Annotated in this window: 13 protein-coding genes and 1 tRNA gene; 9 read left to right on the top strand and 5 right to left on the bottom strand. The window is 49.1% G+C overall.

Annotation, left to right across the window (positions count from 1 at the left end; all coding sequences use genetic code 11):
• On the top strand, nt 1-600 hold a 600-nt coding region (locus Q0L39_RS08540; protein ID WP_296628368.1), incomplete at its 5' end, for a DNA-3-methyladenine glycosylase.
• A 2-nt stretch (nt 601-602) separates the two neighbouring features.
• The gene (locus Q0L39_RS08535; RefSeq protein ID WP_296628366.1) at nt 603-1208 is read left to right on the top strand and encodes an SLOG family protein; all 606 of its coding nucleotides are present in this window, start codon (nt 603-605) and stop codon (nt 1206-1208) included.
• Between the two features lie 37 nt (nt 1209-1245).
• Here the strand turns inward: Q0L39_RS08535 and Q0L39_RS08530 are convergent, their stop codons facing one another.
• A complete protein-coding gene (locus tag Q0L39_RS08530; protein WP_296628364.1) occupies nt 1246-1917 on the bottom strand; it encodes a DUF1847 domain-containing protein in 672 nt (223 codons plus the stop codon).
• Nucleotides 1918-2047: 130 nt separating this feature from the next.
• Here Q0L39_RS08530 and Q0L39_RS08525 point away from each other — a divergent pair, with 130 nt between their 5' ends.
• Together Q0L39_RS08525 and Q0L39_RS08520 are read left to right on the top strand one after the other, a co-directional pair.
• Nucleotides 2048-3475 carry a sodium:alanine symporter family protein gene (locus Q0L39_RS08525; RefSeq protein ID WP_296628362.1) on the top strand — a complete coding sequence of 476 codons (1428 nt, stop codon included), beginning with the start codon at nt 2048-2050 and terminating at the stop codon, nt 3473-3475.
• The gene (locus Q0L39_RS08520; RefSeq protein WP_296628359.1) at nt 3412-3942 is read left to right on the top strand and encodes a DUF4830 domain-containing protein; all 531 of its coding nucleotides are present in this window, start codon (nt 3412-3414) and stop codon (nt 3940-3942) included. Before Q0L39_RS08525 ends, Q0L39_RS08520 begins: the two co-directional genes overlap by 64 nt.
• A gap of 41 nt (nt 3943-3983) precedes the next feature.
• Here the strand turns inward: Q0L39_RS08520 and Q0L39_RS08515 are convergent, their stop codons facing one another.
• Entirely contained in the window at nt 3984-4442 is a 459-nt protein-coding gene (locus Q0L39_RS08515; RefSeq protein ID WP_296628357.1) for an Lrp/AsnC family transcriptional regulator, read from the bottom strand.
• Nucleotides 4443-4585: 143 nt separating this feature from the next.
• On the opposite strand from Q0L39_RS08515, the gene Q0L39_RS08510 reads away from it, so the two are divergent.
• Entirely contained in the window at nt 4586-5941 is a 1356-nt protein-coding gene (locus tag Q0L39_RS08510) for an MATE family efflux transporter (RefSeq protein ID WP_296628356.1), read from the top strand.
• Nucleotides 5942-6567: 626 nt separating this feature from the next.
• Here Q0L39_RS08510 and Q0L39_RS08505 read toward each other — a convergent pair.
• The 3 genes from Q0L39_RS08505 to Q0L39_RS08495 all read right to left on the bottom strand — a co-directional run bounded on the left by Q0L39_RS08505 (nt 6568) and on the right by Q0L39_RS08495 (nt 7886).
• Nucleotides 6568-6644, bottom strand: a tRNA-Met gene (locus tag Q0L39_RS08505).
• A 129-nt stretch (nt 6645-6773) separates the two neighbouring features.
• Nucleotides 6774-7043: a hypothetical protein gene (locus Q0L39_RS08500; protein WP_296628354.1), complete on the bottom strand. Its 270-nt coding sequence runs from the start codon at nt 7041-7043 to the stop codon at nt 6774-6776.
• Nucleotides 7044-7193: 150 nt separating this feature from the next.
• On the bottom strand, nt 7194-7886 hold the full coding sequence (locus tag Q0L39_RS08495; RefSeq protein WP_296628352.1) for a GTP pyrophosphokinase family protein: 693 nt from the start codon (nt 7884-7886) through the stop codon (nt 7194-7196).
• 340 nt (nt 7887-8226) lie between these two features.
• Between Q0L39_RS08495 and trmL the strand changes: the two genes are divergently transcribed.
• Genes trmL through Q0L39_RS08475 form a run of 4 tightly spaced genes read left to right on the top strand, consistent with a single transcriptional unit; the run spans nt 8227 to nt 10854 of the window.
• The gene (gene trmL / locus Q0L39_RS08490; RefSeq protein WP_296628350.1) at nt 8227-8757 is read left to right on the top strand and encodes a tRNA (uridine(34)/cytosine(34)/5-carboxymethylaminomethyluridine(34)-2'-O)-methyltransferase TrmL; all 531 of its coding nucleotides are present in this window, start codon (nt 8227-8229) and stop codon (nt 8755-8757) included.
• A 14-nt stretch (nt 8758-8771) separates the two neighbouring features.
• Nucleotides 8772-9644: a DegV family protein gene (locus Q0L39_RS08485; RefSeq protein ID WP_296628349.1), complete on the top strand. Its 873-nt coding sequence runs from the start codon at nt 8772-8774 to the stop codon at nt 9642-9644.
• Between the two features lie 57 nt (nt 9645-9701).
• A complete protein-coding gene (locus Q0L39_RS08480) occupies nt 9702-10550 on the top strand; it encodes a patatin family protein (RefSeq protein WP_296628347.1) in 849 nt (282 codons plus the stop codon).
• 37 nt (nt 10551-10587) lie between these two features.
• A complete protein-coding gene (locus tag Q0L39_RS08475; RefSeq protein WP_296628344.1) occupies nt 10588-10854 on the top strand; it encodes a DUF1294 domain-containing protein in 267 nt (88 codons plus the stop codon).
• Nucleotides 10855-10953: the final 99 nt, after the last annotated feature.

Raw genomic sequence — 10953 nt, 5'->3', positions numbered from 1 at the left:
TTTTATCTGCAGGATACGGTCGAGGTAGCAAAACAGCTCATCGGCAAACTGCTGGTGCGAAAAATGGACGGTCAAACGCTGTCGGCAATCATCTGCGAAACCGAAGCTTATACTGGATTTTCGGACAAAGCCTGCCACTCCTACAAGGGAAAGTCCGAACGCACTCAGGTCATGTTTGAGCAGGGCGGTCGGGCGTATGTGTACCTGATTTACGGGATGTACAACTGTTTTAATATCACCACGCGGGAGGAAGGTGTCCCTGAGGCGGTGCTCATCCGCGCTGCCTGTCCGGTGGAAGGAATCGAACAGATGACAGCGCTGCGCCAGCGAAAGAAGCAGATCAAGAGCCTGAACGAAAAAAATCTGCTCTCCGGTCCAGGCCGCCTCTGTGACGGGATGGGCATTACCAGAGAGCAAAACGGTGTGCTGCTCACCGGAGAGGAACTGTATATCTGTGAAGGAATCCAGATGCCTGAGCAGCAGATTGCGGCGACCAAGCGGATCAATATCGACTATGCAGAGGAAGCAAAGGACTTTTTGTACCGTTTTGTAGACACCAAAAGTCCCTGCCTGTCGGTCAAATGGAGGGAAGAAGGATAACGATGGAGGAGTTTTTTTGCGATGACAGCGTGCGGCGGCATCACTGCTGTCTGACAGGACACCGGCAGCTGCCTAACAGCGAGAGAGAACGGGAAAAGCTGAAAAACAATCTGCGAAAAGCGATTGCCTACCTGGTAAAACGGGAGGTCACCATCTTTTACACCGGCGGCGCACAGGGGTTTGATACACTCGCTGCAATGACGGTGCTGGAGATGAAGGCGCTGTTTCCTGAAATTCGTCTGCATCTGGTGCTTCCGTGTCCCAATCAGACCCAGGAATGGAAGCCGGAAGAAGTTGCACTGTATGAGCAGATTCGGGAACATGCGGATGAGGTGATTATCGTCAGCCCTGACTATACCGACGACTGCATGAAGAAGCGAAATTACTACATGGTGGACCACAGTTGTGCCTGTGTATACTACCTGACAAAGACCGTCCGCAGCGGAACTATGCAGACGGTCAATTATGCCCGCAAGAAAGGCTGCCGAATGATCGATCTGTTAAAGGAGCAGGGAGACGATCTTTTTGCACAGCAGCTGGAGGTCCATCTGACCCGATGGACAGAAAATGTGTTTGTGCACGAAAGTACCCTGATAGAAGATAAATAATCAAAAGAGCTTCGCGTATAACGCGAAGCTCTTTTGATTATTTATTATATTCAGTATCCTTTGGGTTGAGTGTTTCAGGATCTTCCGGATAGAACTTTTTGTGGTAGTATCCCTGTGCCAGATAAACCGGAGCCAATGGATTGTGGCCGGTGACACGGTCCTTGACAGCCAGTGCGGTGATTGGTGCATCGGAATATTTGATGAACAGGGTGTCGTGGCCGACGCACAGACCCAGAATCAGGTTAAACTCTGTCTTTTGCTCGTTGAGCAGCAGTGCCTGTCCGATCGGGTTGCACATGGATTCAGTTTTGCAGTTACCGCGAACGGTCTGCTCATTGGTAATGCCCAGAAAATCCTTGGTGATGGCGCCGTTTTTGCAGATGATCGAGATGACCTCGAAGCCGTTGTACTCCAGAATGTTGGTAACTTCCTGCGCTTCTTTGTACAGGCCGGTGCAGAAGGCAAGACCGATCTTTTTGTAGCCGCCGCGGTGCAGGAACTTGATAATTTCAATCAAGCGGGTGTCCTGACCATAGCCGCCTGCCTCGGTCAGCGCTGCACAGTAGGCAATCCTGTGATTTTCAGCCTCTTTATACAGCTCCTTTGCCTTTTCCTGAATGGCAGCTTCCTTGCTTGGGCAGTCAGGCAGTGTTTTGGTCAAATCCTGTTTGGTACAACCTCTCTGGAAACATTTGGAACATTGGTACATATCTATCTTCCTCCTTACAGATATAATAGGGAACAAATGATTTGCAATTTAATTATAACGGACCGCCGCAAAATGTCCAGTATTTTCAGCGCATATTCTTCCTTGTTTTTGCATAGGTTCTAGCAAAACCATGCGGAAGGAGGGCTGTGTTATCGAAGAATTACTGGATGGAGCAGTACGGCTGTTATGGGGGAGAGGGACGATCGCCCTGACGCTGCTGTGCGGCGTTTATTTTACTGTCTGTACGGGATTTCTTCCTTTTCTGCGGCTGCCAACCATCTTCAAAAAGACGATAGGTTCGCTCTTTGATAAACCGAAGCAGAAGGACGGCGTATCTCCTTTTGCAGCGGTCAGTACGGCGCTGGGAGGAACGATGGGCGTCGGCAATATTGTCGGTGTGGGAGCGGCGTTGGCGCTGGGAGGTGCCGGATGTATCTTTTGGATGTGGATCGGTGCGCTGCTGGGAATGAGCACAAAATATATGGAGGTGTTTCTGGCAGTTTTCTTTCGGGAAAAGGATCGAACAGCCCGTGCTTTTCGCGGAGGACCGATGTACTATATTTCCCGCGGAATCCCTGGCCCCTTGGGAAAGCTGCTGGCGGGCATCTTTTGTGTCATCTGTGCCCTTGCCAGCTTTACCAGCGGCAGCATGACCCAGACAAACGCCATAGCCTTATCGCTGCAGGAGAGCTTTTCCATGCCGGTATGGCTGTGTGCTGTGGCGCTGACACTGTTGTGCGGATGGGTGCTGGCCGGAGGCTGTGACCGTGCGGTCAAGACCTGCTGTGCATTGGTGCCCGCCATGTCGCTGTTTTATCTGGCGGGATGCGGCTGCATCCTGTTCTATTTTCGGCAGAACCTTCCGCAGGCGATCAGCGATATTTTCACCGAGGCGTTTGCCTCACCGGTTGCGGGCGTCGCCGGCACCAGTGTAGGACTGTTGACCTCGATGCGGGTGGGTATTGCACGCGGTATCTTCACCCATGAGGCAGGACTTGGGAGCGCCTCGATCGCGCATGCGTGCAGCGGAGCGACCAGTCCGGTGGAACAGGGATTCTGGGGAATACTGGAGGTCTTCTGTGATACCATTTTGGTCTGTACCGTGACGGCACTGGCGATTTTAGCCAGCGGAGTTGTCCCTTGCGGAGCAGCGGCACAGCAGGCATTTGTGCTGGTGATGGGAGATACGGGAGGAAAGATGCTGTCGATTGCCATTGCGCTGTTTGCCTTTGCATCGGTCATCAGCTTCTGCCTGTATGGACAGCGGTGCATCGAATTTTTGTTTTCTAACAACAGCAAAGCACTTTTTCTGTACCGATTGCTGTTTTTGGCAGGATGTGCCGCCGGATGTTTTTTGCGTCTGCCGCTGGTCTTTTCGCTGGCAGATGTCCTCAATGCGTGCCTGCTGATTCCAAATCTGGCAGCCATGGTGCTGCTGTCGCCCAAGGTATTTCGAGCCACCAGACAATATTTTCTGAAAGGGGAAGTTCGTCCATGTTCATCTGCTCGCTCAAACCCAAAACGCTGTTCAAGCGGCTGCTGTTCCTCGCGGCGGTAGCGGTGGTTGTATTGCTGCTGGTCACTGCACTCGGATCGGTGTTTTCAAAGGAGGAACCTTTTCCTGCGCCGGCCCAGTCAGAAAACCACAATACAGCAGTTCCCGACAATGCTGCCCGCATTGCATTTTTGCAGAGTTTTGGCTGGGAGGTATCCCAGGAACCCATCGAAACAGCGCAGGTTGTTGTTCCGCAAACCTTCGGAGATGTCTATCAAAATTACAATGAGATTCAGCTCAAACAGGGGTTTGACCTGACCAAATTCCAGGGAAAGCAGATCAGCCGTTTTACCTATTCGGTGAGCAATTACCCAGGGCAGAAGGAATACATTCGCGCCAACCTGCTGGTGTATGAAGAGCAGGTCATCGGTGGAGACATCTGTTCTGTTTACGCTAAAAATGGGTTTATGCACGGCTTTGTCTATCCAGATCAGACAGAAACACAGGCAGAGAGCACCTCGGACATTTAAACGTCCGAGGTGCTCTCTGCCTGTACGATGAAAAAGCAGCTTTACAGCCGCAATCCTTTGATGTCTTTGATTCTGGACAAAATGATATTGCAGTTACAGCTGACAATACCAGGCAAAGGATCGATCACCTGTGCGATCAGCTGTTCCATCTCCTCGCTGGAGGCGGCGACCGCGTGCACGTGCAGTTTATTTTTGCCGGTGACGCGGTAAATCTGGGTGATGGTTTCATTTTGATCGAGTAAGGAAACAACCTGAGCAAAGCTGTCGGGCAGTGTTTCAATTTCAAAGTAGCAGGAAACGGCACCGCTGATTTTTTGCGGGTTGATGATGGTGGTGTATTCTTCAATGATGCCGCGCTGTTCCAGTGCACGGATGCGCGCTTTGACCGCAACGCGGGAGATACCGACCTGTTGTCCAATCTCCGAATAAGACATCCGCGCGTTGGCAATCAACAGCCGCACGATCTGCTGGTCCAGTTCATCCAGCCCTTCCAAAAACATGAGCAGTCCTCCTTTTTGGGATATGTAATCATTATACAAGGATTTTTTTGAAATGCAAAGACTTGGTTGACGAAAGGTTTATTTTCGGGTATACTTCTTTCTAAACGTAAGTTTTAAATTTCGTTTAGAAAGAAGAGAGGGCGATGAAAGGAGATTTAACGCGTGGGCCGGTGATGCGGTCGATGCTGTTGTTTGCACTGCCGATGATTGCAGGAAATCTGCTGCAGCAGTGTTATAATATCGCCGACACGCTGATCGTCGGAAAATTTCTGGGGGCAAATGCGCTGGCGGCGGTCGGTTCCGCCTTTACGCTGATGACCTTTTTGACCTCCATCCTGCTGGGATTGTGCATGGGAAGCGGCGCAGCTTTTTCCATCCGCTTTGGACAGCGGGATGAGGAAGGGTTGAAGGAGCGAATTTGCACCTCCTTTTTGCTGATCGGCGCGATTACACTGCTGTTAAATGTGGCGGTATTTCTGCTGGTGGATGAGATTCTGGCTTTTCTGCGAGTGCCGCAGGAAGTATGGAGCATGATGCGGGAGTATCTGCTGGTCATTTTTTACGGCATCACCGCAACCTTTTTATACAATTATTTTGCCTGCCTGCTGCGTGCGGTAGGAAACTCGGTGACATCGCTGCTGTTTTTGGCAGTTTCTTCGGTGCTGAATATCGGGCTGGACCTGTTCTTTGTGCTGGTGCTCCAGCGCGGAGTTGCCGGAGCAGCAGAAGCAACGGTGATCTCACAGTATGTATCCGGCATTGGAATCGCGGTCTATACCTGGCTTCGTTGTCCACAGCTGCGGGTACAGCGCCGGCATTTTCGGGTGCGGTGGAGCTGTGTGCGCGAGATCACTAATTTTTCCCTGCTCACCTGTGTGCAGCAGTCGGTGATGAATCTGGGTATTCTGATGGTACAGGGATTGGTCAACAGCTTTGGACCGTCGGTGATGGCAGCCTTTGCGGCGGCAGTGAAGATCGACGCCTTTGCCTACATGCCGGTGCAGGACTTTGGCAACGCCTTTTCCACCTTTATCGCTCAGAACTACGGAGCGCGCAAAAAGGAACGGATGCAGGCAGGATTAAAGGGAGCAGTGACGGCGGCATTTTTGTTCTGTGTGCTGGTGTCGCTCATCATCTGGATATTTGCACGCCAGCTGATGACTTTGTTTATTGATGCAGGAGAGACACAGATCATCGCCGAAGGTGTGCGCTATCTGCACATTGAAGGCGCGTTTTACTGCGGGATTGGTTGTCTGTTTTTGTTGTATGGTCTGTATCGTGCCGTCGGCAGACCGGAAATGTCGGTGGTCCTGACCGTTATTTCCCTGGGAACGAGGGTTGCGCTGGCTTATTTGCTGTCTGCCATTCCAGCGATCGGCGTGGTCGGTATCTGGTGGTCGGTTCCGATCGGCTGGTTTTTGGCGGATGCAGCGGGACTGGGCTATTATCTGCTGCGCAAAGACCGGCTGTTTTCCTGGGAACAACCTTTGAAAGAATAGAAGATAAAAATAGAGTGCAGTTCATTTTGAACTGCACTCTATTTTTTATAGTTCTCTTTTATCTTTTTTACGGTAAAGTTTGCCAATCCAACGCTGATAATCAATGCAATGATCCAGCAGACTACCGCCAGGATATCCGTGTATACACTGAGTGTATTCCTGAAAACAAGATCAATCAAAAACAGAAAGATCAAGAAGTAAATGATTGAAAAGAAAGCTCTGAGCATAGGATGTCCCCCTTCATGAAGCTGTTTTTCATATCGTAAGCAGGAGAAGATGTTTCTATAAAAAGTATAGCATAAAAAAATCAATCGAGCAAAGAGATGATGGGAGGATAGTATTTTCCGTATGCGAAGTGCTAAGCGGGAAAAGAAAAAAGCCTGGTTTAAGCCAACGACCCTCGGGTTATCGCGTGGCGCCTGTTGCGGTACCCGAAATCTGCTGCTTGCTGTGCGCTGCGCCAGATTTCGACCGCTGCCACTCCTCGCCCTCCCTTACTCTGCCACAGGCAGTGGTCGGGCTTGTCCCCCAACGAGCTACGCTCGCCGGTCTTATGACAAGAAGGAGTAGGTTCAAGCTTCAGAACAAAAAAATAACAGCCATCCAAAAGGATGACTGTTATTTTCTGGTTGCGGGAGCTGGATTTGAACCAACGACCTTCGGGTTATGAGCCCGACGAGCTACCAAACTGCTCCATCCCGCGATATATTTTTTAGTGCCTAATAAGAATATCATATTATCACGAAAATGTCAACACTTTTTTATCAAATATTTCAAAAAATAGAAAATAAAAATCTTCCCCGTTTCAAACAGGGAAGATTTTTTTCAAAGCTTATTCCTCAACAGGTTCTTCGGCATCCTGATTTTCGTCAGAATCCTCAGATGCAGCAGGCGCAGCCGATTCCTCGGTGTCATGGATGTCATGTTCAATATACTGCGAAGCAATATATTCCATGTCCTCATCGTCGTCCATCAGCAGATCATCGTCGAAATCGTCGCAGTCAAGATCGCGTTTTTTACGCATCCAAGCTGCCAGAGCAATGACCAGGCCAACTAAAGAGATTCCCAGTGCGATCAGGGAAATCAATACACTTTTTTTCATGGAGCACACTCCTTTGTATGATTCTGAAAAATACTATTATTTTCTGCGATTTAAATGGATTTAATAGGTTCATTATACCCAATTTATCGGGAAATTACAATCGCTTTTTGAAGAAAACAGGAAACTGTTCCTGTTTATGATTCATTTTTATTATCGGTCAAGGGTATCGCCGATGCAGCGAATCTGTTTGGACAGGCGCTGCATCCGCTCATCGGTATGCGCAATGATTTCCGCACACTCCTTCAGCTCGTCTACAACGCAGTCCGGTACTTCCTTGCTGGTCTTGTAGTGAATCTGATGTTCCAGACTGGCCCAGAAATCCATGGCAATGGTGCGCAGCTGTACCTCCACCCGAACAGGCTCCTTACGGTCGGATAAAAAGACCGGCACCTCCAGCACCAGATGATAGCTTCGGTAACCATTGGGTTTTGGGTTTTGAATATAATCCTTGGTTTCCAACACCTTCAGGTCATCCTGCTTGGTCAGCATCTCGGCTACGGTGTAGATGTCCTCGATAAATGGACAGATGACACGGATGCCGGCGATGTCGTTGAGGTTGTCCTTCATAGATTTCAGGGAGATGGGGAAACCTTTGCGGTACAGTTTTTCGATAATGCTCATCGGACGTTTGATACGGCTTTTAATCGACTCAATGGGATTGTGTCCCTCTTTAAATCGGGCATCCCGCTGCAATATCTCTAATTTAGTTCTGATTTCCTGAATTCCTGATTCATACAGCGCCATGTTTTGTTCCATGCCGCTGAGTGTTTCCAGAAGATCCTGCGGCGACTGCCAGTTGGCAACATCCTCCATCAGTTGTTTTGCATCCAGTATTTTACCCATGGTAGTTCCTTTCTCTTCTTCATAAAAGTTGTTATCCGTCTGGTACAGAATTGACACTAGCCTTTCCTTTGCTGCCGGACAAAAAGCAGCGGTGTCAATTAAAAAAGAAACGATTCGGATATTTATTTTAAGAATACCTGATTTTTATTTCGAAATCAATCTTACAAAGATAACTTTCTTTGAACGTTTCTCCCTCGACTTTCTTTTGATGCGATCGTTTTCGCTCATTGACAAATGAAGAGAGATTGTTTAATATTACTATATAACAGTTGTTACAAAAATATAGTGCGGTATACCACAAAATATGGTGTTCCGCTCTATTTTTGAGGGAGGAACCAGTTTGAACGAGAAACAGCCGCGGCTGAACGTCGTATTGTTTGAGCCGCAGATTCCCCAGAATACCGGAAACATTGCGCGCACCTGCGCCTGTACCGGCGCCAGACTGCATCTGGTCGGACCGATGGGCTTTTCGATCGACGATAAAAAACTCAAACGGGCAGGACTGGACTACTGGCATTTTCTGGACATCACCTATTATGAATCCGACGAGGAGTTTTTGGAAAAGCACAAGGACGACCAGCTGTTCTTTTTTACCACCAAGGGAAGAAAGGTCTATTCGGAGCAGAGCTATCCAGATGACAGCTATCTGATTTTTGGCAGAGAAGATGCCGGCATCAAGGAAGAAATTCTGATCCGCCATCCCGAACAGTGCCTGCGCCTGCCGATGATTGGGCCGGTGCGGAGCTTAAACTTGTCCAATACGGTTGCGATTGCCGTTTATGAAACACTGCGCCAGTGGAATTTTCCTGCATTGCAGAACCAAGGGGAGCTGCATCGCTTCCACTGGACAGATATTGATGTTTCCGAATAAGGAGAGGAGAACCTATGAACCAGGAAAAAATCTTTTTTATCACCGATTCTGCCTGCGATATTCCTGCAAAGGATGAGCAGGAACTGGAGAACCTGTGTATTCTGCCAATTCCTGTCACAGCAGATGGCAAAGGATATTACGAAAGAGAAAGCTTTACACCGGAAGAATTTTACGACCTGATCGATTCCTGTGAAAATATCCCGTCTACTTCGCACATTCCGGCGATCACCTTCCAGGAGAAGTATGAAGAGGCGCTGGAAAAAGGATACACCCATGTCGCAGTTATCACCATCTATTCGGGTGCTTCTGCAATGTACCAGTCGGCACTGATGGCAAAGGATGCCTTTTTGGAGGAGCATCCAGACAGCCTGCAGATCGAAGTCATCGACTCCAACTGCTATGCGATGGGCTACGGCTATCCGATTATCCAGGCATGTCATAAGGCACAAAACGGAGAAAGCTTTGAGAGCATTGTCGCTTATATCCGCGACTATATCTCCCGCGTTAAAATTTATTTTAGCCCCTTTACTCTCAAGTACGTCAAAAAATCGGGCCGTGTAAGCTGCACAGCGGCCTTTGTGGGAGAGCTGCTGGGACTGCGTCCGGTGATCTCGGCGGTAGGAACCACCAGTATTGTGGATAAGGTCAGAGGAAACGCTGCCATCCTCAATACAATGGTCAAATACTTCAAAGAGCAGCGTACCCGCACCGAGGAAAAGGCACCTTATATGATTCTGGTTGCCCGCGATACCGAGATGAGCGATGAACTTGCCAAGGAGTGTGAGAATGTTGCCGGCTATCCTCCGGTAGGTATTTTCCGCATTGGCGCGGCAATCACCATCAATACCGGCCCGCAGATCATTGGAATGACCTTCCTGGGAGACTAACAGCGGGAAGAGCTTTGTCAAAAAAGCCCTTGTATGAACAGAAAGGAAGTGCATTGTTTGTATCAGGGAGCTTTAATATTGGAGGGCGGCGGATTCCGCGGGGTCTATACCGCAGGAGTGCTGGACTTCTTTATGGATCATGGGATCACCTTTTCGGACGTCTATGGAATTTCTGCCGGAGCCTGCAATGCGCTGAGCTATCTTTCTCAGGACAGAGGAAGATATGTCAAGATTGCAAAGCAGTTCTGTAACGATCCTCGCTATATGGGATTGAGGCAGCTGCTGAGAACAGGGTCCATCTTTAACTGGCAGTTTTCTTTTTATGAGATCCCCGAAAAGTATGTACCCTTTGATTACGACACCTTTTATGCGTCGCCGATGCACCTGAAGGTGGGTGCAACCGACTGCCAGAGCGGCAAATGTCACTGGTTTTCCAACCGCGGCGGCGACGATGTGATCGCCTGTTCGATTGCATCCAGCTCGATGCCGCTGCTGGCACCGATGCAAAAGATCGGCCAGGGAAAATATCTGGACGGAGGGATCGCGGATTCCATCCCTGTCAAACAGGCTTTTGCAGATGGATGTGAAAAACAGGTCATCGTGCTGACCCAAAATCGCGGTTATGTCAAAAAGGCAAATTCAATGATGCCGCTCATTCGCCGCCGCTATAAGCAGTATCCAAATCTTTGCAAGGCAATGGAGCAGCGACATCTGGATTACAACGAAAGTGTCCATTTTGCACAGCAGCTGGAACAGCAGGAAAAGGCAGTGATCATCTGTCCGAGCAAACCGATGGTGCTGCATCGTATCGAACATAACACCGATAAATTGCAGGCTGCGTATGAAAACGGATATGAGGATGCACAGGCTGCATTTGACCGAATTCAACAGCTGTTTGCACAATAGGATGGGACGCAGTTTGAACGGATAAAAGGAGTAGGATATGGAACTGAAGATCATACTGGGATATATCCTGGTGATGAGTGTCGTTGCGTTTATCGTGTGCGGAATAGATAAATTTGCGGCGCAGCACCAGAAAAGAAGGGTGCCGGAGAAGGTATTATTCCTGCTGTCCGCATTGGGCGGCAGCGTCGGAATGTATCTTGGAATGTTCACCTTCCGCCACAAGACAAAACACTGGTATTTTGTCATTGGAATACCGGCGATTATTTTGTTGCAGGCCGGACTGCTGCTCTACTTCTTACGGTAACGATAAAAAAACGCCTGCCAGTTGAACTGCACCCCATTTGTTAGACAGTATGGTATACTGAATAACAAGTGGGGTGATTTTTATGCCAAAAAGGCAACC

Source organism: uncultured Negativibacillus sp., assembly GCF_944388365.1.
Taxonomy (GTDB): Bacteria; Bacillota; Clostridia; order Oscillospirales; family Ruminococcaceae; genus Negativibacillus.
The sequence above is the reverse complement of the archived record's forward strand: the minus strand, read 5'-3'. Positions and strand labels throughout refer to the sequence as shown.

What these genes read in the sequence shown, in the direction of transcription:
- Q0L39_RS08535 (WP_296628366.1), top strand. Translation starts at nt 603, where the DNA reads ATGGAGGAGTTTTTTTGCGATGACAGCGTGCGGCGGCATCACTGCTGT.
- Q0L39_RS08530 (WP_296628364.1), bottom strand. Translation starts at nt 1,917, where the DNA reads ATGTACCAATGTTCCAAATGTTTCCAGAGAGGTTGTACCAAACAGGAT.
- Q0L39_RS08525 (WP_296628362.1), top strand. Translation starts at nt 2,048, where the DNA reads ATGCGGAAGGAGGGCTGTGTTATCGAAGAATTACTGGATGGAGCAGTA.
- Q0L39_RS08520 (WP_296628359.1), top strand. Translation starts at nt 3,412, where the DNA reads ATGTTCATCTGCTCGCTCAAACCCAAAACGCTGTTCAAGCGGCTGCTG.
- Q0L39_RS08515 (WP_296628357.1), bottom strand. Translation starts at nt 4,442, where the DNA reads ATGTTTTTGGAAGGGCTGGATGAACTGGACCAGCAGATCGTGCGGCTG.
- Q0L39_RS08510 (WP_296628356.1), top strand. Translation starts at nt 4,586, where the DNA reads ATGAAAGGAGATTTAACGCGTGGGCCGGTGATGCGGTCGATGCTGTTG.
- Q0L39_RS08500 (WP_296628354.1), bottom strand. Translation starts at nt 7,043, where the DNA reads ATGAAAAAAAGTGTATTGATTTCCCTGATCGCACTGGGAATCTCTTTA.
- Q0L39_RS08495 (WP_296628352.1), bottom strand. Translation starts at nt 7,886, where the DNA reads ATGGGTAAAATACTGGATGCAAAACAACTGATGGAGGATGTTGCCAAC.
- Q0L39_RS08485 (WP_296628349.1), top strand. Translation starts at nt 8,772, where the DNA reads ATGAACCAGGAAAAAATCTTTTTTATCACCGATTCTGCCTGCGATATT.
- Q0L39_RS08475 (WP_296628344.1), top strand. Translation starts at nt 10,588, where the DNA reads ATGGAACTGAAGATCATACTGGGATATATCCTGGTGATGAGTGTCGTT.